General features: G+C 71.2%; 17 protein-coding genes. 7 read left to right on the top strand and 10 right to left on the bottom strand.

All coding sequences use genetic code 11. The annotated features are described in order from the left end of the window. Positions 1–40: 40 nt before the first annotated feature. The 4 genes from ACYVJE_RS04445 to ACYVJE_RS04430 all read right to left on the bottom strand — a co-directional run bounded on the left by ACYVJE_RS04445 (position 41) and on the right by ACYVJE_RS04430 (position 4,434). The gene (locus ACYVJE_RS04445; RefSeq protein ID WP_461143390.1) at positions 41–937 is read right to left on the bottom strand and encodes a cytochrome c biogenesis CcdA family protein; all 897 of its coding nucleotides are present in this window, start codon (positions 935–937) and stop codon (positions 41–43) included. Further along, the gene (locus ACYVJE_RS04440) at positions 934–1,662 is read right to left on the bottom strand and encodes a DsbA family protein (protein WP_461143389.1); all 729 of its coding nucleotides are present in this window, start codon (positions 1,660–1,662) and stop codon (positions 934–936) included. The genes ACYVJE_RS04445 and ACYVJE_RS04440 overlap by 4 nt, the downstream gene beginning before the upstream one ends. A gap of 326 nt (positions 1,663–1,988) precedes the next feature. After that, positions 1,989–3,233: an MFS transporter gene (locus tag ACYVJE_RS04435; protein WP_461143388.1), complete on the bottom strand. Its 1,245-nt coding sequence runs from the start codon at positions 3,231–3,233 to the stop codon at positions 1,989–1,991. A gap of 526 nt (positions 3,234–3,759) precedes the next feature. Further along, a complete protein-coding gene (locus tag ACYVJE_RS04430) occupies positions 3,760–4,434 on the bottom strand; it encodes a GntR family transcriptional regulator (RefSeq protein ID WP_461143387.1) in 675 nt (224 codons plus the stop codon). Positions 4,435–4,571: 137 nt separating this feature from the next. On the opposite strand from ACYVJE_RS04430, the gene ACYVJE_RS04425 reads away from it, so the two are divergent. The 4 genes from ACYVJE_RS04425 to ACYVJE_RS04410 all read left to right on the top strand — a co-directional run bounded on the left by ACYVJE_RS04425 (position 4,572) and on the right by ACYVJE_RS04410 (position 8,864). After that, positions 4,572–5,684, top strand: a complete 1,113-nt coding sequence (locus ACYVJE_RS04425) for a mandelate racemase/muconate lactonizing enzyme family protein (protein WP_461143386.1) — start codon at positions 4,572–4,574, stop codon at positions 5,682–5,684. A gap of 57 nt (positions 5,685–5,741) precedes the next feature. After that, a complete protein-coding gene (locus tag ACYVJE_RS04420; RefSeq protein ID WP_461143385.1) occupies positions 5,742–6,524 on the top strand; it encodes an SDR family NAD(P)-dependent oxidoreductase in 783 nt (260 codons plus the stop codon). A gap of 184 nt (positions 6,525–6,708) precedes the next feature. Continuing rightward, positions 6,709–7,815, top strand: a complete 1,107-nt coding sequence (locus tag ACYVJE_RS04415) for a mandelate racemase/muconate lactonizing enzyme family protein (protein WP_461143384.1) — start codon at positions 6,709–6,711, stop codon at positions 7,813–7,815. A gap of 155 nt (positions 7,816–7,970) precedes the next feature. Continuing rightward, on the top strand, positions 7,971–8,864 hold the full coding sequence (locus tag ACYVJE_RS04410; RefSeq protein WP_461143383.1) for a PrsW family intramembrane metalloprotease: 894 nt from the start codon (positions 7,971–7,973) through the stop codon (positions 8,862–8,864). A gap of 208 nt (positions 8,865–9,072) precedes the next feature. Here ACYVJE_RS04410 and ACYVJE_RS04405 read toward each other — a convergent pair whose 3' ends face one another. The 6 genes from ACYVJE_RS04405 to ACYVJE_RS04380 all read right to left on the bottom strand — a co-directional run bounded on the left by ACYVJE_RS04405 (position 9,073) and on the right by ACYVJE_RS04380 (position 16,798). Beyond that, a complete protein-coding gene (locus ACYVJE_RS04405; protein WP_461143382.1) occupies positions 9,073–9,672 on the bottom strand; it encodes a short chain dehydrogenase in 600 nt (199 codons plus the stop codon). A gap of 327 nt (positions 9,673–9,999) precedes the next feature. Then, on the bottom strand, positions 10,000–11,487 hold the full coding sequence (locus ACYVJE_RS04400; protein ID WP_461143381.1) for a gamma-aminobutyraldehyde dehydrogenase: 1,488 nt from the start codon (positions 11,485–11,487) through the stop codon (positions 10,000–10,002). Further along, entirely contained in the window at positions 11,484–12,599 is a 1,116-nt protein-coding gene (locus ACYVJE_RS04395) for a proline racemase family protein (protein WP_461143380.1), read from the bottom strand. Before ACYVJE_RS04395 ends, ACYVJE_RS04400 begins: the two co-directional genes overlap by 4 nt. Before the next feature lie 10 nt (positions 12,600–12,609). Then, positions 12,610–13,512 (bottom strand): dihydrodipicolinate synthase family protein, encoded by a 903-nt coding sequence (locus tag ACYVJE_RS04390; protein ID WP_461143379.1) that lies wholly within the window; start codon positions 13,510–13,512, stop codon positions 12,610–12,612. A gap of 40 nt (positions 13,513–13,552) precedes the next feature. Next, on the bottom strand, positions 13,553–14,824 hold the full coding sequence (locus ACYVJE_RS04385) for an NAD(P)/FAD-dependent oxidoreductase (RefSeq protein WP_461143378.1): 1,272 nt from the start codon (positions 14,822–14,824) through the stop codon (positions 13,553–13,555). Positions 14,825–15,139: 315 nt separating this feature from the next. Beyond that, positions 15,140–16,798 (bottom strand): PucR family transcriptional regulator, encoded by a 1,659-nt coding sequence (locus tag ACYVJE_RS04380; protein WP_461143377.1) that lies wholly within the window; start codon positions 16,796–16,798, stop codon positions 15,140–15,142. Positions 16,799–16,917: 119 nt separating this feature from the next. Here ACYVJE_RS04380 and ACYVJE_RS04375 point away from each other — a divergent pair, with 119 nt between their 5' ends. From ACYVJE_RS04375 to ACYVJE_RS04365, 3 genes are all read left to right on the top strand, one after another. Next, positions 16,918–18,429: a CoA-acylating methylmalonate-semialdehyde dehydrogenase gene (locus ACYVJE_RS04375; RefSeq protein WP_461143376.1), complete on the top strand. Its 1,512-nt coding sequence runs from the start codon at positions 16,918–16,920 to the stop codon at positions 18,427–18,429. Between the two features lie 26 nt (positions 18,430–18,455). Next, positions 18,456–19,799, top strand: coding sequence for an aminotransferase class III-fold pyridoxal phosphate-dependent enzyme (locus tag ACYVJE_RS04370; RefSeq protein WP_461143375.1), 1,344 nt, complete (start codon positions 18,456–18,458; stop codon positions 19,797–19,799). Positions 19,800–20,314: 515 nt separating this feature from the next. After that, complete coding sequence (locus ACYVJE_RS04365) at positions 20,315–21,772, top strand: alanine/glycine:cation symporter family protein (protein ID WP_461143374.1); 1,458 nt, start codon at positions 20,315–20,317, stop codon at positions 21,770–21,772. Positions 21,773–21,859 lie beyond the last annotated feature (87 nt).

Raw genomic sequence — 21,859 nt, 5'->3', positions numbered from 1 at the left:
ATCCCGGATCCGCGGCCGCCGCGGAGAAGGCCGGGGTGTTTCACGGTTCTTCCGTGGTCGGGGAGGCGGTGGCCTTCTCCTCGGCGTCCTCGGAGCTTTCCTCCGCGGTCCGCGCACGGCGTCGGCGGTGTGCGCGCAGGGCCCAGACGCCGGCGATCACCGCGGCGATCAGCACCAGGAGCAGCACGACCACCTGGTCGGAGACCAGGCTCGCGCCTTGCTGGACCCAGGCCTGCAGGGCGAATTGCGCGTCCATGCCGACAACACCGCCCAGCGAACCGGTGCCGTCGGTGAGGAGGAAGACGAGGCCCAGTGCGATGAACACCAGTCCGGCGATCAGCGTGGTGCTGTGCACCCGGAGAACGCCCAGGTTCAGTGCGCGTCCGCGCAGCCACGAGCGTCGCCCGAGGTCGAACCGGTCCCACAGGGCGGCGATGACGAACAGCGGCAGCGCCATCCCCAGCGCGTAGATCGCCAGCAGGATCCCGCCGTAAGCGGGGCTGGCCCCGGTCATCGCCATCGACAGCACGGCGCCCAGCAGCGGACCGGCGCAGAACCCCGCGAGCCCGTACACCGTGCCCAGCAAGTACACCGACACGCCGGAGGAGATGTTGATCCGCCCGCTGAGCCGTTGGGCGGCGTTCGACCCGAAACCGAACCCGACGATCTGCGCGATGCCCAGGCCGATCATGAGCAGGCCGCCGATCAGCACGACGACGTCGCGGTACTGGTTGAGCACCGCACCGATCGAGCCCGCGGCAGCACCCATCGGGACCAGCGTGGTCGCCAATCCGAGGTAGAAGAAGGCGGTGCGCATCAGCAGCCGCACCCGGTCGGCGAAGGCGTAGGCGAAGAACGCGGGCACCAGCAGTGCCGAGCAGGGACTCAGCAGGGACAGCACGCCGCCCAGGAACGCGCCCAGGTACCCGATGTTCATGCTTTTTCCTTCTCTTCTTCGATCACCTTGATGAACTGCTGCAGGGGTTGCGCGCCCAGGATCGCTTGCCCGTTGATCACGAACGTGGGCGTGCTCGACACGCCGATCTGCTCACCCTCGCGAAGATCGCGATCGATGGCCTGCATGACCTCGGGACTGTTGCGGGTGGCGTTGAACTGCTCCATGTTCGGGACTCCGGCCTCGCGGGCCACTTCCTGGATCCGCTCGTCGGGGAAGTCGGGGTGGCCCTGGCCCGCCTGCACGCCGATCTCGTAGGCCGCGTCGTGGAACTGCCAGAACTTGCCCTGTTCGGCAGCGGCGCGGCCGGCCTTGGCCATCGCGTAGGACTGCTGGCCGAAGATGGGGAAGTCGCGCCACTCGATGCGCAGCGTCCCGTTGTCGACGTAGCGCTTGATCAGCTCCGGTTCGATGTCGGTGGCGGCTTTCGCGCAGTACGGGCAGCGGAAGTCCTCGTACTTGATCATCACCACGGGTGCGTCGGCGCGGCCCCGTGCCATGGGATCGCCCGGTTCGCGCCGCTGCAGGGATTCGAGCCCCCCGGAGGATTCCGAGCTCTGGGACTGGGCTTGTTGCTGCGAGCCGGCCCGCTGGCCGGATTCCCCTCCAACAAAAGCGCCCCAGACCAGTGCCACGACGGCCACCACGCCCACCGCGGCGAACACCCGCGCGATCCAGGTCGATCGCTTTCCGCTCACCGACGCCATATCCCTCGCTCCTCACGGCTGCAGACGACTTCGCTGGAGGTTTCAGCGTAACTACTATGAACCGTAGTAGAATCCGTCGCGTCGCCGTGCGAGCCCCGCGGGAGAGATGGGCAACCATGCGCAGCGGGGGCGCACGCCGGTGGTCGGCCACGTTGCCACCCGCCGTCGACGCAGCCGACGCGGGAGCGTGACCGGTCTCACCCCGGATTCGGTCTTCGCGTGCCGGGCGAGGTTCCGCGGCAGGGCTCTCCGGGCGGGGCCGCGGAAGCGGTCCTGCCCGGAACGCTCATCGACCTGCGCCCGCACCGCACGGCCGAATCCGCGGATCAGGCCCGGTCCAGCTCGGTGCGAGCCGCGTGCCCGGTGACGGAGACGGGATCCCGACGGCGGGCGTAGCGGCCCGCGGTGAACAGCGCCAGCAGGCACGCCGCCAGCGCCGCCGCCGTGGTGACCCCGAAAGCCGCCGTCGCACCGTGCACATCGGACAACTGGCCGGACAGCGAGGAGCCGACCGCGTAGCCCGCGACGACACCGCTGTTGAGCACACCCATCGCCGTGGCCAGCCGTTCGGCGGGGACGACCCGCTCGGCCAGGCTGAACACCGTGATCATGTACGGACCGACGGCCGCGCCGAGGAGCGGCAGGAACCCTGCCAGCGAGCCCGTGCTGTTGGCGAGCAGCACCACCGGGATCGAGAGGACCAGCATCGCCGCGGTCGTGGCCCGCAACCGCGCCGGCAGGTCGAAACGCCCGGGCAGGGCGGCTGTTCCGAGCCCCGCGAGCGCGCTGGTCAATCCCATCGTCGCGTAGAGCGCACCGGCCAGTCCCGGGTGGCCGGCTTCTCCTGCCAGCGCGGTCGTTCCGGTCTGCACGCTGCTGAAGATCACGCCCTGCAGCACCATGGCCGCCAGCAGCGCCAACAGCAACGGGCCGACCGTTCGCCGCCTCTCGCCCCGTCCGATTCCGCCGGCGGGGCGAGCGTGGTCCACCCGGCCCCTCGGGGCCGTGCGGTGCAGCGCGAACATCGTGCCCGCCGCACCGCCCAGGACCGCGGCGAAGGGCAACGCGGCTTCCACGCCCGCGACGGCCCCGAACAGCCCCACCAGCGCCGGTCCGACGACGAAACCGAGCTCGTCGAGCGCTCCCTCCAAGGAGAACGCGGTGCTCGTGGCGGCGGCGGGACGTTCGTGCTGCCGCACGAGGTGGATCCAGCGGGTGCGGGACAGCGGTCCGACCGGGGGGATGGTCAGTCCGGCGAGCAATGCGGCAACGGCGCACAGCCACAGCGCGGCACCGTGCACCGCGAGGAGGGTGAGCACGACCAGCAGTGCGGCGTTGACCAGGGCTGCCGGGGTGACCACCGCGCGTTGTCCGTGCCGATCGGTGAGCCGTCCGATCAGCGCGCTGCCGACGGCCTGTCCGATCGCCAGCGCAGCCGAGGCCAGTCCGGCGGCGGCGAGACTGCCCTGGGTGGTGCTGATCAGCAGCAGCACCCCCATCGGTGCCATGGTTTGCGGCATCCGGGCCAGGAACGAGGCCAGCGGCAGCACGGGGCCGCACAAGGTGAACAAGTTTCGATACGAGACGCGCTCCGGCACGACGCCTCACTTTTCTCGCGTGCCCGCCCACCCCCGGCACGCTCGTGCCCGATGCAAGTGCTGTGCAGGAAACGGCGACCAGGACCGTCGAGGCCGGTCGCGCGGGCGGTCATCCCGCCCGATCACCGACCAGGGTACTCCAGCGCTGGCAGGGCTCGGAACCGGGGCGCACCGCAGGCCGGTGCCCGGCTCACCGAGGTGGCCTCGGCGAGATCGGCGGTGGCTGCGGCCGGCGGGGGACGGGAGCCCCGCGCGACGACGCGCCCGGACGCAGCTCAGCGCTCTGCACGACCGCGGGATGCGGCCCGACTCGCCCCTTCGGCGCAGTCGAAACCCTCAGCGATCCTGCGTGCCGGGTTTCGTGGTCGAGCTTCTCCGCGCTGGGTAGTTGCGGCGTTGTGCGGTGGTTTCGCCTGTCCGGATCCACGCGACCGGACACCACCCGGATTCCTGTGGTGTGCATCCGCACCGCTGGCTCGGAGCGGAGCTTCCGCCTCGATCAGGGCGCGGTGTCGTTGGGTGGCTTGTCGAGGAGTTGTTCGGCGGCGTCGACGATGTGTTCTCGGAGCGCGTCATCGGCGCGTGAGCGGTCCCCGCTGCGCAACTCGTCGAGCAGCTGTTCGTGCTCTTCGGCGATGGAGTGCAGGCGGTGCTGCGGTCGTCCGAGGATGTGGAACTGCATGCGGATGCGGGATTCGATGCCGGACCAGATGTGGGTGGCGTGCACCGAGTGCGCCTCGCTGATCAGCGTTCGGTGGAAGCGCACGTCGGTCTCGGTCACGGCGCGGAGGTCGCCGTGGTCGGCGGCTGAGCGCATGGCGTGCACGATCTCGGCGAGCCCGTCCCAGAAGGCGGTGGCGGCGTGCGCGATCGCGTGGCGGGCGGCGTGCTGTTCGAGTTGGAGGCGGACGGGGAGGAGGACTCCGCGGAGCTCGTGGGCGTCGACCTCCGTGACGAACGAGCCGCGGTTGGGGTAGTGGACGACCAAGCCTTCGCTCTCGAGCTGGCGGAGAGCTTCGCGGACCGGGGCGGCGCTGGTCGCGAACTCGGCGCGCAGCTGGTCCTGCCCGAGCCGCGATCCCGCCGGCAAGCGACCCTCGACGATCGCCTCCCGCAGGGAGTCGACGACGAAACCTCTGGTCGAACGGGCGGCGCTGGCCATGCTGTGCACCACGATCCTCCTCGGCTGCTTGTCGGTGAGTGTACGCGCTGGACCAGCGTATTGCCGATTATCGATAATCAGCATACAGTGGTGCCCTGTGCGTGACAGCTGAGGGAGGACGTGCTGTGCAGATCCGTGACATCCGGGCTGTGGGACTGCGCGGAGCCACGCCGCCGGGCGGGTGGTCCGCCGAGCTCGAGCCGGACGACGTCGTGCACACGCTGCTCGCTGTGCACGCGGACGAGGGGCTGGTGGGTGTGGGCAGCGTTTTCACCCACGATCAGCTGGTGAAGGCTTCCCTCGAGGTCTTGTGGCCGCTGCTCGAGGGGCAGAGCGTCCTCGAACCGGAGCGGCTGACCGAGCGGTTGCACCAGCACACCTTCTGGTCGGGTCGTGGGGGAGCGCTCACGCACGCGATCAGCGGGATCGATCTGGCGGTGTGGGACTTGTTCGGCCAGATCACGGGTCAGCCCGTGGGACGGTTGCTCGGAGGGCGCCACCGCGAGCGCGTGTTGCCGTACGCCTCGGTGCTCGCCGACGAGCCGGGCCCGCTGAAGCACACCCTGAGCGACTTGGTCGACCAGGGCTTTCGGGCCTTCAAGATCGGTTGGGGACCGATCGGCCGGGGAAGCGCTCGTCAGGACGAGCGGGTCGTCGCCGCGGCTCGGGAGGCGATCGGGGACCAGCGCCTGCTGGCCGTGGACGCGGGCGGCAGCGACGCCTTCTGGCGGGGGGATTACAAGTGGGCGCTGCGGACGGCGTCGATGCTCGATCACTACGAGGTGGCGTGGTTCGAGGAACCGCTGCGCCCGGACGCGGTCGAGGAGTTCGCGGCTCTGCGTCACCGCGCTCCGGTTCCGATCGCCGGCGGCGAGGTCCTCACGCGCCGTCAGGCGTTCCGCCCGTACCTGCAGGCCGGTTGCTTCGACATCGTCCAACCCGATGTCACCAAGGTGGGCGGTCTCAGCGAGAGCCGACGCGTGGGCTGGCTCGCCGAGGAGAACGGCTCTCGGCTGATTCCGCACGGTTGGAACACCGCGGTGGGGTTGGCGGCCGATCTCCAGCTGGCCTCGGCACTGGCCGACACCGACCTCGTGGAGTACAAGACAGGTTCGGCCTACGTGGACGGACTCACCACCGAACCGTTCCGGCTCGATGCCGAGGGGATGCTGCCGATCCCCGCGGGTCCGGGGATCGGCATCACGCTCGACCCGGACCAGGTCGCGCACCACACGCGAGGCGAGGTTCTGCTCGCGGCCTGATCGGGGGACAGCACGTGCCAGCGGCTGCCGGGTGAGGACGGACGGAGGGAGAGCGGGATGAACGAACCCTTCATCGTGATCACCGGTGGGGGATCGGGCATTGGTCGAGCTGTCGCTCTGCTGCTCGCGAGTTCGCAGGTGCCCGTTGCCGTCGTCGACGAGGACGAAGCAGCGGCTGCGGAGGTGGCTGCCTCGGCCCGGGAGGCTGGAGCGCCTGCGGCGACAGCCCGGCCCTGCGATGTGACTGATGAGAGCCAGCTCAACCAGGCGGTAGATATCGCGGTGGGGGAGAACGATGCACCTCCGCGCGGGTTGGTGGCAGCAGCGGGCTTGGACATCAGCGGTCGGGTGCACCGTTTGGACTCCGCGGACTGGCGACGCGTGCTCGAGGTCAACCTCACCGGGTCGTTCCTGGCGGCGCAGGCCGTTCTGCGGCACCTCGTCGCCACCGGGACACCAGGCTCTCTCGTGCTGTGCTCGTCCCCGGCCGCCCAAGTGGCCTTCGCCGCTGGCGGCGCGAACGCCTACGCCGCCAGCAAAGGCGGTGTCTCCGCCCTGGTCCGCACGCTCGCGGTCGACTACGCGGCGTACGGCATCCGCGCGAACGCGATCGTCCCCGGAGCCACGGAAACTCCCCTGATGTGGACGGGCACGCCCGAGGCTGAGCGCGAGCGGCTCCGCACTGCGATCCGCAGCGAGATCCCCCTCGGCCGGCTCGCCGATCCGGAGGAGCCCGCACGCGCGGCGGCGTGGCTCCTGGGCCCGGAGGCCTCCTATGTCACCGGTAGCCACCTGGTCTGCGACGGGGGCGTGCTGGCGAAGGGCTCGATCAGCTTCTGACCGCTGAGGTGATCCCGGCGCTGCTCCCGCGGTTCGGAGGCTCGGTGCAGGACATCGCGTTCGGCGGGCGAGGTGTCGGCAGCGCAGCGCTGCTGACCGAGCCGTTGTCGCGCACCGGGGCTTGATCGGAGAGCTCGGGACACAGGATGCTGGTGACACCGCAGCGCCGTCGGAGGAGGATCCCGTGCAGATCGGTTCCGTGGACGTGTTCGCCTACCCCGTCCGCTACGCCCACGGCGAGTACGTGATGTCCGGCGGGCGCGCGGCGTCCGCCCAGGACGGCACGTTGGTTCGCCTGCGCACCGAGGACGGTCTCGAGGGGTGGGGCGAGGCGACCCCGCTCGGGGCGACCTACCTGCCGATGTTCGCGGGCGGCGTGCGCGCCGCGTTGCAGCACCTGGCTCCGGTGCTGCTCGGTGCCGATCCGACGAACCTGGCCAGGGTCAACGCCGCGATGGACGAGGCCCTGGCGGGCCACGAGTCCGCGAAGAGCGCGGTGGACGTCGCCTGCTGGGACGTGCTGGGCCAGTCGGTGGGGCGGCCCGTGGTGGATCTGCTCGGCGGGCGCTTGCAGGAGGACTTCCCCCTCTACGAGGCCGTTCCGCTGGGCTCGCCCGAGTCCATGGCGGAGTTCGCGGCCGCCCGCACCTCCGCCGGGATCACGCGGTTCCAGCTCAAGGTGGGCAACGAGCCGACCGACGACGTCGCGCGCACCCGGGCGACCCGCGAAGCGGCCGGCGAGGACGCGGTCATCATCGCCGATGCGAACACGGGCTGGAGCCTGCTCGAGGCCCGGCGGGCGCTCCGCGGGTTGGGTGAGCTCGACGTGCTGGTGGAGCAGCCCTGCCGGACGACCGAGGACTGCGCCCTGGTGCACCGGGGCTCCGCGGTGCCGCTGGTCCTCGACGAGTCCGTGCTGGGGGTGCGCGATCTCCACGCGGCGAAGTTCGAGGCCGGTGCTGTCGCGGTCAACGTGAAGATCGGCAGGATCGGCGGGTTGACCAGGGCCGCGCGCCTCCGCGACGCGGCCGAGGAGCTCGGTCTGGCGCTGTGCCTGGAAGACACGTGGGGCGGTGACGTCGCCACCGCTGCGGTCAGCCACCTCGCCGCCGGCACCCGCACCGAGAACCTGCTGCACGCCTCCTTCTACAACGACTGGACCGACGGCCACGTCGCCGGCCACGAGCCCCGCTCCGACCGCGGCCGCGGAGCTGCCCCCACCGCGCCCGGGCTCGGCATCCAGGTGGATCCGGACCTGGCCGGCGAGCTCCTGTTCTCCGCCCGCGCGTGAGCACCGGTGTGCACACCGGACCCTGAGCCGCCGAAATCGGTGCGCGGAAAGCACTTCCGGATGAAATCGGCGCCGGTTCCGGCCCTCGCCGCACGCTCCCGGGTTACGGTCGTGCACCTGCGCAGCAATGCAGAACGCCTGCGGAGGGTGCTCGTATGTCGGTCGCGCGTCCGTTCCTCTTCCTCGCGCACAACCGCGGTGTGCGGGCGTGGGCGCTGATGGTCGCGTTGAGCGCGGTCATGATCGCGACGCTGGCCCTCACGGGCGACGACGTGCTGCAACCGGCGGCGTTCCTCATCGGTGCCGCCGCAGGCCCGGTCGGCCTCCTCGTGGCGACGCACCGCCGCACCGAGGTGCTCAACAGCGTTCCCGCCGGGACGATGCTGCTGACGATGGTGGTCGGTGGTGCATTCGCGCTGCTCGTCGGCGGGGTCTTCGACACCCTCCTCATCACTCGCGTGAACTCGTGGGAGATCCTCTACGTCGGGCCGATCGAGGAGATCGCCAAGCTGATCCTCCCCGTCGCGCTCGCGCTGACCGGCCGGTACCTGACCAAGCTCTCCGGAGTGGCGCTCGGCATGGCCGCGGCGACCGGATTCGCCGTGCTGGAGTCGATGGGATACGCCTACGGTGCGCTCAACGCACCCGGGGGCCTCGCGGGTGCCGAAACCGACCTCATCATGCGCGGGTTGACCGATCCGTTCACCCACCAGATCTGGACCGGCGCCGCCTGCGCGGTCATGTTCGCCGCCTGGCAACGACGTGGCCGAGTGTCGTTGAGCTGGTCCGTCGTGGCGATCCTCGCGGCGGTGATGGCCCTGCACTCGGTGTTCGACCTGATGCAGATGTCCCTGCCGCTTCCCCCGCTGGTCACGTTTCCGCTGACGCTCCTCGTCATGATTCCCGCGCTGGTGCTCTTCCTCCGGGTCACCCGCGACCTCACCGCCACCCGCCCCGGCCGTGTCCCGGAGCAGCGCAGCGCGCCGGGCGCAGGATCCGAACCGACCGAGGCCCCCACCGAATCGGCACCGAGGGGAGAACCGCAGTAGGCCGCTTCGGGAGAGCCTGCTCTGCGGCAGCCCGCGCGGGATCGTGCTCACCACAGGAGCCGCAACGTCCCACCGGTCGACGGTGCATCCGACCCGGTCTTGCGGTTTTTCTCCCAACGCTGAGTTGCGGAGCCGGAGCGAGCGGGAGTGCCGCGCCTTCCGAGGGGCGCGGCACTCCGCGCCGCGTTCGTGGTGTCACGCGGCGGCGTCACGGCAGCTGGTAGACGCGGCCCGTCTCCGCCCTTTCGATCGACCGGACGTAGGCGTTGGCGACGTTCCGGACGGGGATGGGCTCTTCACCGGGGAAGAGGTGCCCGACCTTCTCCATCGACTCGGCGAAGACGGTGGGGCTGACGGTGTTGACGCGCTGCGGGGCGATCTCGAGCGCGGCGGCGCGGACGAACGCTTCGACCGCGCCGTTGGCGGCGGACGCGGCCGAGCTCGTCACGACCGGTTCCTTGGCGAGCACCCCGGTGATCAGGGTGAAGGATCCCCGCTCCGGGAGGGCCGCGATGCCGCGCCGCACGAGTTCGATCTGGCCCAGCGCCTTGTCCATGAGGCTTTCGCGGTAGTCCTCGTGGCTGAGCGACCGGACGCGGTCGTAGACGACGTGGCCCGCGGCGCACGCCACGGCGTCGACGGGCCCGACGGTGTCGTAGAGCCGCGAGATCGACCCGGCGTCGCTGATGTCCACCGGGTGCGCCTGGTGCGAGCGGCTCGCCTCGACCACCTCGTGCCCGCGCTCCTGCAACACCGCTTGCACTGCGCTGCCGAGTCGGCCGGTGTTGCCGATGAGAAGGATCCGCATTGTCGAACCACCTGGTTTGTTGGACGTCTGTGTGACCACGGCGCGCACCACGGCCGGGTGCGGGCGCCGTGCGGGTTGTGCTTCGCGCTGTCCGCGGACAGCGGTGGGCTGGTCCGGTCTGGCGCGGCCGCGCGCACGGCTCGTGCGCACGAGCTCGCAGACCGATCGATGATCGCCGCATTGCGGCTTGATTGTCAAACAATCTGTGCGGGGTGGCACCCCGACGACGCGCGGGGGGCGCTGCGAACGGGGCGAGCGCGGCAGCAGGGGAGGCCGCACCGCGCGGTGCGGCCTCCGGAGAAACCGGCGTGCCGGTCCGGTGCGGGCTCAGTCGGCGGTGAAGACGAGGTCGTGCCAGCCCTTGCGGCTTTCGCCGGCGATGTCCGACATCACGTGCTTGACGTTGGTGTACTCCTCGAACGAGTAGGCGGACATGTCCTTGCCGAAGCCCGAGGACCGGTACCCGCCGTGGGGCATCTCGCTGATGATCGGGATGTGGTCGTTGATCCACACGCATCCCGCGCGGATCTCGCGGCTGGCCCGCTGGGTGCGGAACACGTCCCGGGACCACGCGGAGGCGGCGAGTCCGTAGGGCGTGTCGTTGGCCAGCGCGAGCCCTTCGTCGTCGGTGTCGAAGGGCAGGCACACCAGCACGGGGCCGAAGACTTCCCGCTGGACGATCTCGGAGTCCTGCGCGGCACCGGTGATCAGCGTCGGTTCGTAGTAAGCCCCGGACTCCGGCATGTCGGCCGGGACGTTCCCGCCGCGCACGACCTTGGCGCCGGCGCCGCGCGCGCGGTCGACCATGGCGGCGACCCGGTCGCGGTGCTCGAGCGAGATGAGCGAGCCCATGTCGGTGGCCGGGTCGTCCGCCGGTCCGAGCCGGACCTCGTCCATCAGCTCCGCGACGCGCTGCGCGAACGCGTCGAACAGCGGGCGCTGCACGTAGGCCCGGGTGGCCGCGGTGCAGTCCTGGCCGGTGTTGATGAGCGCGCCGGCCACGGCCCCCCGCGCGGCGGCTTCCAGGTTGGCGTCGTCGAAGACGAGGAACGGTGCCTTGCCACCGAGCTCGAGGTGGACGCGCTTCACGCCCCCCGCTGCTGCGGCGGCGACCTGGCGGCCCGCGGTCGTCGAACCGGTGAAGGAGACCATGGACACGTCGTCGTGCTCGACGAGCGCTCGCCCCGCGGTCTCGCCGCAGCCGGTGACGATGTTGACGACACCCGCGGGAATGCCCGCTTCGCAGGCGGTCTCGGCGAACACGAGCGCGCTCAGCGGCGTCAGCTCGGACGGCTTGAGCACGATCGCGTTGCCGGCGGCGACGGCGGGCAGCACCTTCCACGCGGCCATCTGCAGCGGGTAGTTCCACGGCGCGATCGCACCGACGACGCCGACCGGTTCCCGCCTGATGGTCGAGGTGTGCTCACCGGAGTACTCGGCGGCCGCCTTGCCCTCGAGGTTGCGGGCGGCGCCGGCGAAGAACGCGATGTTGTCGATCACGCCCGGTACGTCGAAGCCCTCGGCGAGCTTGATCGGCTTGCCGCCGTTGCGGCTCTCGGTGGCCGCGAGTTCGCCGCTGCGCTGCTGCATGAGCTCCGCCCAGCGCAGCATCGCGGCCGAGCGCTCACCGGGCGGCGTGGCGGCCCAGCCGGTGAACGCCCGGTGAGCGGCGGCGACCGCGTCGTCCACGTCGTCAGCGGTGGCGGCCGCTCCGGTGCTGACGACCTCGCCGGTCGACGGGTCGACGATGGACAGCGTGCCGCCGCGGCCTTCGCGGTGCTGTCCGGCGATGAACTGAAGCCCTCGTGGACTCATCCGTCCTCCAAGATTCGCTGTTCGGGCAGGTGGGCGGCGGTGGGAGCAGCGGTCCCGGGCCCCCACAGGTCCCCCAGGGTGTACCCCTCGGGGAAGGGGTCCTCGTCGTCGAGGACGTGCTGGGAGAACCCGGTGATCCAGCCCCGCCCGCTCACGCTCGGCGACACCGCCGCGTACGGCCCGACGTCGGTGGTGTCGAGCAGGGTTCCGGTGAACGTCGTGCCGAGCAGGCTCTCGTGGACGAAGGGGCTGCCCAGCGCGAGCTCCCCGCGCGCGTGCAGGGCCGCCATGCGGCCGCAGGTCCCCGTTCCGCACGGGGAGCGGTCCAGCGATCCGGTCCAGGTCCGCGGGTCGGTCACGTCGACCTCCCCGCTGGGCAGGACCACGGTGTTGCGGCCCGAGACACCGGGGGTCGGCGAGTCCCCGTGGATCATGGCCAGCGCGACGTGGTCGAGGTCGGGGTTGTGCGGGTGGCTGACCGGGAACTGCTGCTGCGCGGCGGCGCGCAGCACGGCGCCGACCCGCGTGAGCTCCTTGGCCGCGGCGGGAACGAGCTCCACCCCGAGGTCCGCCGCTCTGGCCTGCACGAAGAACTGCCCGCCGAAGACGATGTCCACCGGGACCTGCCCGTGCTCGGGGAGGTCGAGCACGTGGCCGAGCGCCACGGCGAAAGCGGGTGCGTTGCGGAAGGTGACGCGCGTGACCTTGCCGCGGGCGACCTCCGCGTGGATCCGGACGAGACCGACCGCGGTGTCCGCGACGAGCTCGGTGACCGGTTCCTCGACCGGGAGGGCCCCGGTCTCCAGCAGCGCCGTCACCGCGCAGATGAGGTTGCTGCCGGACATCGGCCGGAAACCGCCCTGCTCGAGCACGACCAGGCCGAAGTCCGCGGCGGGGTCGGCGGGCGGCAGGACCAGGACGCCGCACAGACCCGGGTAGCCGCGGGGTTCGCGCAGCAGGCGCAGGCGCAACGCGTCGAGGTGCTCGCGGCAGTACTGCAGCCGTTCGGCCGTGGTCGCGCCTTTGACGTGCAGGTGGCTGCCGATCACCACGCGTCCCGGCTCGCCTTCGGCGTGCACGTCGACGGTGTGGAGGATCTGCCTCGGGATCACGGTGCGCCTCCTAGTTCCCGGTCACGGTCGCACCGGCCTGGCGCAGGAGCCGCCGGAACTCCTCGCGGTACTGCGGTGCCAGCGGCAGCGCGGGGCGCCGCATCGGTCCCGCGTCCTGCCCGACGAGCTCGACGCCCGTCTTGACCGCGCAGGCGTAGTTGTGCGATTCGAGGAACTGGCAGATCGGGAAGATCCTGGACCACAGCGCACGAGCGGCCGCGAGGTCACCGCGCACCGCCAGCGCGTCGTAGAACTCCGCGCAGAGCTGGGGGATCACGCTCGCGGTTCCCCAGACGCTCGCCTTCGCACCGACGGCGAGTCCGTGGAACGACAGCGTGTCGAAGCCGTTGAGGGCGGTGATGTCGTCCGCGTGGTTGTGCAGGACGTCGGTGAACTTCGGCGCGTCGCCTCCGGTGTCCTTGAACGAGGTGACCCCGGTTCTGCGGCCCAGCTCGCCGAGCTGCTCCGCGCTGAGGTGGACGCCGGTGGCCGCGGGGATGTTGTAGTACATGATCGGCACGTCCACCGCGTCCGAAACGGCGCCGTAGTGCGCGAGGAGCTCCTCCCAGGACGGGGCGTCGTAGAACGGGGGGACGACCATCACGGCGTCCGCCCCGGCCCGGCTGGCGTGGCGGCTCAGCTCCACGGTCTCGGCCGTGCTCAGCGCGCCGGTGCCGGCGACCACGGGCACGCGGCCTCCGGCGGCGTCGACGTAGAGCTCGGTGACCTGCTTGCGCTCGTTCGTGCTCAACGTCGTGAACTCACCGGTGCTGCCTCCGGGGACGAGGCCGTTGATCCCCCCGGCGAGGACGTGCTCGGTCTGCTTCTCGACACCCTTGGCGTCCACTTCGGACGCGTCCGCGGTGAACGGGGTTACGACCGCGGCGAGGATTCCCGTGAATTCGGTGCTCATGGTCCTTCTCCTTCGGTGGTGGGATCGTCGGTGCTGCGCGTCATCTGCGGCCGCGTCGAGCGGTCGGGCGGCGCCGGGCGAAGCGCTCCGGGGAGACCGCCTCCGCGACCGGGGGCTGGCTCCGGTGCGTGATGGCCCCGGTGATGAGCTCCGCCGTCGTCGGTGCCAGGGTCAGCCCCAACATGCCGTGCCCGGAGGCGATGTAGGCGTTGGTGAGGCCGTCGAGTCGCCCGATGACCGGCAGGCCGTCCGGGGTCATCGGGCGCAGCCCGGCCCACGGCTCGGCCCTGCCGGGCGGGTCGTTCCAGTCGGCGAACGCCTCGGCCGCAGCGCGTTCGATGGCCCGCACGCGGGGGGTGCTGATCCGCTCGTCCAGCCCGCCGAACTCCATGGTCCCGGCGATCCGCAGCATCCCGTTCAGCGGCGTCACGGCCACGCGGGCGTCCTCCAGGGTCAGGGCGCTGCGCAACCGGATCGGGTTGGGGGAGTAGTCGATGCTGTAGCCCTTGCCCGGTCGGATGGGCACGGGGGAGCCCAGGCGCTTGGACAGCGGTCCGCTCCAGGCGCCGGCGGCGAGCAGCAGCGCCTCGCCGGTGACCTCGCCGGTATCGGTCACCACCCCGGTGACGGTGTCGCCGGTGCGCAGGAACCGCTGCACATCGGTGTTCTCGCGGATTTCGACCCCGAGCTCGCGGCAGCGCTTGACCAGTCCGCTCGTGAGCGAGTCGGGCTCGACCTGCCGGTCGTCGGGGAAGTGCAGCCCGTGGCGGATCCGGGACGACAGCGCGGGTTCCCGGTCCTGGACCTCGTCGCCGTCGAGCCGTTCCGGGTGCATGCCGAAGCTCTCGAAGACGTCCAGGGAACCGAGCTGCTCCCGGTAGCGCTGCTCGGTCTCGAACGCCAGCAGCACCCCGGCCCGGTGCATCTCGAAGTCGACCCCGTCGGCGGCGTAGTCGTCGAGCAGGTCGACCGCATCGGCGGCCAGCCGGAGGTGCGTGTGCAACCCGGTCCTGAAGTCGCGTTCGTTGCAGTGGCGCGCCATGGCCACCATGAACTTGACGAAGTCCGGTGCCGGCGACGGTCTGATCCACAGCGGACTGTCGGGTTTGAGCAACCAGCGCAGTGACTGCAGGATGACGCCCGGGGCCGGGACGGGGCCGCTCTCGGCCAGCGCGATCTTCGCGGCGTTGCCGTGCGACGCCGCGGATCCGGCGGTCCGCGCTTCGAGGACGACGGCTTCGCAGCCGGCTTTCGCCAGCCGGTAGGCGCTGGCGAGACCGACGACACCGCCCCCGACGACAACGATCCGCATGACGGTTCGACCTCCTGAGCTGGGTGGGGAAAGATCCGTTGCGGCAACGGGGTGAGCAATCCCCCGAGTCGGTGAAGATTGTCAAACAATCTGCACCGTGTGAGCGGTGACACTAGAGCTGTCGCATGGTCGTGTCAATGGGAACGGACGAACCCTCCGGCTGCATCCCGACTGCATCGATGCGGTCGGGAGCGGGGAGCGCATCGAGCAGCTCCACCGGTGCGGACGCGGACGGACCGCCCCGGCTCCGCGGGCACCGGGCTCCTGCCGCTCGAACCTCCGAGCCCGCGCACCGGCGGGCGAGCGGGGAACGGATCATTCCCCGGCGGCGCCGCCCCGCGCGCTCCGGAGCTCGCGCAGGAGCGCGGCGACGTGCAGGGACGCGCGGGATTCCGCATCCGAGAGGTCCACGCCGAGCACGGACTCGATCGTGGCGAGGCGGTTGTACAGCGCCGGTCGGCTGAGGTGCGAACGCCTCGCCAGCTCCGTCTTGTTGCCGCCGTGCCGCAGGAACTCCCCGAGAACGCCGACGAGGTCGGTGCGGTGCTCCGCGTCGTGCGCCAGCAGTGGGCCGAGCTCCGCCTCGGCGAACGCGACCAGCCGGGGGTCCTCGCGGAGCAGTGACAGCACACCGCGCAGGCGCACGTCAGCGCTGCGGTGGAACAACCGGTTGCCGGGGGTGCGCGGCTGCTGGACGGCCGCGACCTCGGCGGCGTGCGCGGACTCGTCGATCAGCGGACCGGTTCCGGCGAGCGCGGCGCCGGAACGCCCCACGCCGATCACCCAGGAGGACCCGTCGCCTTCCGCGGCGATCCCCTCGTGCACCGCCGGGGCGAACCGGTGCAGCACCTGGTCCTCGTCCTCGGCGGCGAGGCCGAGCACGGCCGTGACCGTTCCCGGCCGGGTGGAGGCGACCAGCCCCGGCTGGCCCGTCCTGCGCAGGTGGGCGGCAACGACGTCCCGCACGCGGGCGGCCGGGTCGCTGCCCGGCGCGCCGGCCTCGCCGCGGGGTTCGGCGGGCCGGCCACCGCTGGGGATGAGCGTGAGCGGGAGGTAGGGGCCGCGGGGCGTGAGACCGGCCGCGGAGGCGCGGGCGCGCAGGTCCGGACCGTCGATCGCGCGCCCGGCCAGCAGTTCCGCCAGCAGCCCGGCGTGCGTGCGGTGCTCCTCACCGCGCCGTTCCCGCTCGATCAGGCGGGCGACGGTCAACGCTTGGGCGGTTCGCTCGAGCACCGTCAGCGCCGCGTCGTCCTCCAGCGTTCCGCCGAGCATGACGAGCCTGCCCCACGGGCTGCGGCGGGGCCCCACCAGCGCAGCGGTCCAGCGCTCGTTGCCGAACGGCATGCTGGTGCCGTCACCGGCTGCGCGTGAGCGCCGTTCCCACTGGTCGAGGACCTGGGCGGCCGGTGCGGCGCCGAGCTCGTACGCGATCACGCGGTGCCCGAGGTCCTCCAGCACCAGCGGCGCCCCCGCCAGGAGCTGTCCCTGGTGGAGGATCTCCTCGGCGCCGGAGGCCTCGACGGCGAGTTCCGAGAAGGTCCGGTGCACCCGCTCGGAGAAGCTCAGCCGCTCGACCTGCTCGTCGACGATCCGCGCGTGCACCGCCTCGGTGAGCGCGACGAACCGCAGCGGGCGGTGGAGCACCACGAGCGGGAACCCCAGTCGGCGCGCGGTGCGGACGAGGCCGCGCGGGGGCTGCTCGAACCGCCGCCCGAGCTCGAGCACGAGCCCCGCCGCGCCCGCGCGGTCGAGGTTCTCCAGGTAGTCGTGCTGCTCCTTCTCGGTGCGGCCGATCCCGATGCCGGTGGTCAGGATCAGCTCGCCGCCCTTGAGCAGCGCCGACAGGTCGTCCAGCTCGCTGACGTGGACCCAGCGGACCGCGCGATCGGCGGTGGCGGGGGAGAGGAGCTCCGGCACCGCCTCCTGGACGAGGGGCAGGGCGAGGATGTCGCCCACGGTCAGCTGCCGCACCATGCGCGCGATCCTACTGACGAGTTGTCAGGAATCGCCAGTGAAGGGTGACGCTTCGTCAGTTGTCGGCCGGTCGTGGTGAACCCGACGATGAACCGCAATCGTCGACAGTGAGGAGCCCCATGACATCCGACAGCTCGAGCCTGCCCGCACTGCCGCACTGGGTGGACAACAAGCCGTGGGAGGGCGTCGGCCCCCGCAGCGGCGAGGTCTTCGACCCGGCGACCGGCACGGCGCGACGGCACGTGCGCCTGGCCGACCCCGCCGACGTGAACACCGTCGTCGATGCGGCGCGGGCCGCCTTCCCCGGGTGGCGCGACACCTCCCTCACCCGGCGCACGCAGGTCCTCTTCCGGTTCCGCGAGCTCCTCGCCGAGCGCAGGGGCGAACTGGCCGAGATCATCACCGCCGAGCACGGCAAGGTGCTCGACGACGCGCTCGGGGAGATCACCCGGGGGCTGGAGGTCGTGGAATTCGCCTGCGGGCTGGGGCACCTGCTCAAGGGCGAGATGACCGACAACGCCTCCACCGGTGTGGACGTGCACTCGCTGCGCCAGCCGCTGGGGCCGGTCGCCGTCATCAGCCCGTTCAACTTCCCGGCCATGGTGCCGATGTGGTTCTTCCCGCTCGCGATCGCGGCGGGCAACACCGTCGTGCTCAAGCCGAGCGAGAAGGACCCCACGGCCGCGAACTGGTTGGCCCAGCTGTGGGCCGAGGCCGGCCTTCCGCCTGGCGTGTTCAACGTGCTGCACGGCGACGGGGAGGCGGTCGACGGACTGCTGGAGCACGCCGACACCAAGGCCGTCTCGTTCGTCGGCTCCACGCCCGTCGCGCGGTACGTGTACGAGAAGGGGACCGCCCGCGGCAAGCGCGTCCAAGCTCTCGGCGGGGCGAAGAACCACATGCTCGTGCTCCCCGACGCCGACCTGGACCAGGCGGCCGACGCGGCGGTCAACGCCGGATTCGGCTCCGCGGGCGAGCGGTGCATGGCCGTCAGCGCCCTCGTGGCGGTCGACTCGATCGCCGATGACCTCGTGGCGAAGATCCGCGGGAAGATCAGCGACCTCCGGATCGGCGACGGCCGGCGCGGCACCGACATGGGCCCGCTCGTCACCGGTGCCCACCGCGACCGGGTCGCCGGCTACGTGCAGGCGGGCGCCGACGAGGGGGCCTCGCTCGTCGTCGACGGGCGCGAGGTCACCGCGGAAGGCGCGGGCGAGGGCTTCTGGCTGGGCCCCACCCTGTTCGACCACGTCGCACCGAGCATGTCGATCTACACCGACGAGATCTTCGGGCCGGTGCTGTCGGTGCTGCGGGTCCCCTCCTACGACGAGGCGCTGAAGCTGATCAACGACAACCCGTACGGCAACGGGGTCGCGCTGTTCACCGGCGACGGCCGCACGGCGCGGCACTTCCAGCGCGAGGTCGAGGTCGGGATGGTCGGCGTCAACGTGCCGATCCCGGTGCCCGTGGCCTACTACTCCTTCGGCGGCTGGAAGGACTCGCTGTTCGGCGACACGCACGCCTACGGCGCGGAGGGGGTGCACTTCTACACCCGCACCAAGGCCGTCACCACGCGCTGGCCCGAGTCCGGGCAGCAGCGGGTCGACCTCGGCTTCCCGCAGAACACCTGACCGTCCTCGCAGAGACAGGGATCCTCATGTCGCTCACGTCGCCACCGACCGCGCGAACCTACGAGCTCGACCGGGCCCACGTGATGCACTCGTGGTCGGCCCAGGCGGGGCTGGACCCGATGGTCGTCGAACGCGCGGAAGGCGTCCACGTCTGGGACGCCGACGGGCGCTGCTACCTCGACTTCACCAGCCAGCTGGTCAACACCAACATCGGGCACCAGCACCCCGCCGTGGTGCAGGCGATCCGCTCCCAGGCCGAGCAGTTGTGCACGATCTCCCCGGCCTGCGCCACCGAGCCCCGCAGCCAGGCCGCGCGGTTGATCGCCGAACGCACCCCCGAGGGCTTGGACAAGATCTTCTTCACCAACGGGGGAGCGGAAGCCGTCGAGAACGCCGTCCGGATGGCGCGCCTGCACACCGGGCGCCACAAGGTGCTCGCGCGCTACCGCTCGTACCACGGTGCCACCTCGACGGCGGTCAACCTGACCGGCGATCCGCGGCGCTGGCCCAACGAGCAGGCGGGTGCGGGCGCGGTCCACTTCTTCGGCCCCCACCCCTACCGGTCCCCGTTCCACGCGGACGACGAGGCCGCGGAGTGCCGGCGGGCGCTCGAACACCTCGAGCAGGTCATCGAACTCGAGGGGCCCTCGACCATCGCCGCGGTCGTGCTCGAGACGATCCCCGGCACGGCGGGGATCATGCCGCCACCACCCGGCTACCTGCAGGGCGTGCGCGAGCTGTGCGACCGGTACGGCATCGTCTACGTCGCCGACGAGGTCATGGCCGGATTCGGCCGCACCGGCGCCTGGTTCGCCGTCGACCACTACGGCGTCGTCCCGGACCTGGTCACCTTCGCGAAGGGGGTCAACTCCGGCTACGTGCCGCTCGGGGGCGTCGCCGTCAACGAACCGATCGCGTCCACTTTCGACGACCGCGTCTACCCCGGCGGGCTGACGTACTCGGGGCATCCGCTCGCCTGCGCCGCCGCCGTCGCCGCCATCACCGCGATGGACGACGAGGGCATCGTGGACAACGCCGCCGCCGTCGGGGAGGAGGTGCTCGGACCGGGGCTGCGCGCGCTCGCCGAACGCCACCCGTGCGTCGGGGACGTCCGCGGTCTCGGCGTGTTCTGGGCCCTCGAGCTCGTCACCGACCGCGCCACGAAGGAACCGGTGGCCCCGTACGGCGGCTCCAGCCCGGTCATGAAGCGGCTCGTCGCGGAGTGCGCCGAGGCCGGACTGCTGATCCCCACGACGCAGCACCGCGTCCACGTGGTACCGCCGTGCACCGTCACGGAACGGCAAGCGCGCGAGGGGCTCGCCGTCCTGGACGCGGCTCTCGACGCGGTCGACCGGAGCCTCGACGGCTGAACCTCCCCGCTGCCCCGCGTTCTCGCCACTCGACGCGGGACGGCCCGCGCCTGCGGCGGGTGCTGCCGGATGCGGCAGCACCCGCCGCAGGCGTGTTCCGGGCTGCGCGGGGCGATCCGGCGCGTGCCCGACGTTTCGCCCCGGACGGTTCCAGGATCCCGCGGAAATACCGCGTTTCGCACTGCGCGTCGAACGCGTCCCGTCGTGCCGCGGCCCGCGGCCCGGCGAGGGAACGCATTCTTTTCCGCCCGAGGGGTGGACGTGACCGGGGCCACGTGTTTCACTCTCCCGCAAGATTGTCTGACAGTTTGACTGCCAGGTGGAAACCGGTCCACTCGTCCGCGTGCACGTCCGGCGAGGTTCGGGATCTCATCTCACCCGGCCGCCGGGCCCGGTCGCTCGGGCGGAGCTGAGCCCCCGCGGACTGCGGAACACCTCCCCGGGGGCAGGCACCTCTCCAGAGGCAGGCACCTCTCCAGAAGCAGGGACGTCTCTTCGCGCAGCGGGAGTTTCACATGGAAGCCCTTCTCGACAGAACTTACGACATCATCTGGGAACCGCTGGTGTACGTCACGCTCATCAGCGGTCTCGCCTACAGCATCGCCACGCGCGCGGTGCAGGTGAGGCACCTGCCGGGCATGGTCAAGTGCCTGTTCCGGCGCGCCGAATCCGAGACCGGCACCTCCCCCTTCCAGGCATTCGCCATGGCTCTGGGCGGACGTGTCGGCGTGGGCAACATCGCCGGCGTGGCCATCGCGATCGCCTCCGGCGGCCCCGGCGCGCTGTTCTGGATGATCGCCACCTCCGTCCTCGCCGCGTCCAGCGCGTTCATCGAGGCCACGCTCGGCCAGATCTACAAGGTCAAGTCCCAGGGGGAGTACCGCGGCGGCATTCCCTGGTACCTCGACAAGGGGCTCGGCCTGCGGTGGCTGGCGGTCGCGGCCGCCGGCGTGGCGGTGCTGTGCTACGCGCTGCTGATCCCCGGTGTGCAGTCCTCGACCATCGTCACCTCGCTCGAGTCCGCGTTCGGCGTGCCGACGTGGATCTCCGGGCTGCTCCTGGTGACTTTCCTCGGGCTCGTCGTCTTCGGTGGCACACGGCGCATCGCCGCGTTCGCCGAGAAGGTCGTGCCCGTCATGGCCGCGTGCTACGTGGTGATCGCCCTCGCCATCGTGCTCGTGAATTTCCGGGTCGTTCCCGAGGTCGCGGGACTCGTGCTGTCCTCGGCGTTCGGAATCGACGCGGTCTTCGGCGGCTTGCTCGGCGCTGCGATCTCCTGGGGCGTTCGGCGCTCGTTGTACTCGAACGTCGCCGGTGTCGGCGAAGGCGGCTTCGCCGGTGCCTCCGCCTCGGTCTCCCACCCGGTCAAGCAGGGACTGGTCCAGTCGTTCTCCGTGTACGTCGACACCCTGGTGGTCTGCTCGGCGACCGGTGTGATGATCCTGTCGACCGGGGCGTACAACGTCCTGCCCGAGGGGCGGCCCCCGCTCGTCGAGAACCTGCCGGGGGTGGAGCCGGGGGCCGCGTTCACGCAGACCGCCGTCGGCACGCTCATCCCGGGCGTGAACATCGGCCCCGGTTTCGTGGCGATCGCGATCCTCTTCTTCGCGTTCACCTCGCTGCTGTCGTACTTCTACTACGGCGTGACGAACATCGTGTACCTCACCGGCAGCGACCGGGGGGTCCCGGCCCGCGTCCTGCAGGTCCTCGTCCTGCTGTCGGCGTACCTCGGCACGGTGCGCAGCACCGAGCTGGTGTGGAACCTCGGCGATATCGGCTACGGGCTCATCGCGTGGTTCAACATGATCGCCATCGCCCTGCTCGTGCCGACCGCGCTCCGAGCGCTGCGGGACTACGAACGCCAGAAGAAGGAGGGGCTCGACCCCGTCTTCGACCCCGAACGGGCCGGCATCAAGGGAGCCACCTTCTGGGAGTCCCGCAGCAGGCACGTACAGCAGAGCGCAGTTGAGTGACGAGCGGTTGGCATGCGGGCCCGCTCGACGGTGCCGAAATCTTCCGACGTGCCGATGGCGCGACCACGTGCTGATCAGGATGCGCCC

The sequence above is a fragment of the Salinifilum aidingensis genome (assembly GCF_054782015.1).
The sequence above is the reverse complement of the archived record's forward strand: the minus strand, read 5'-3'. Positions and strand labels throughout refer to the sequence as shown.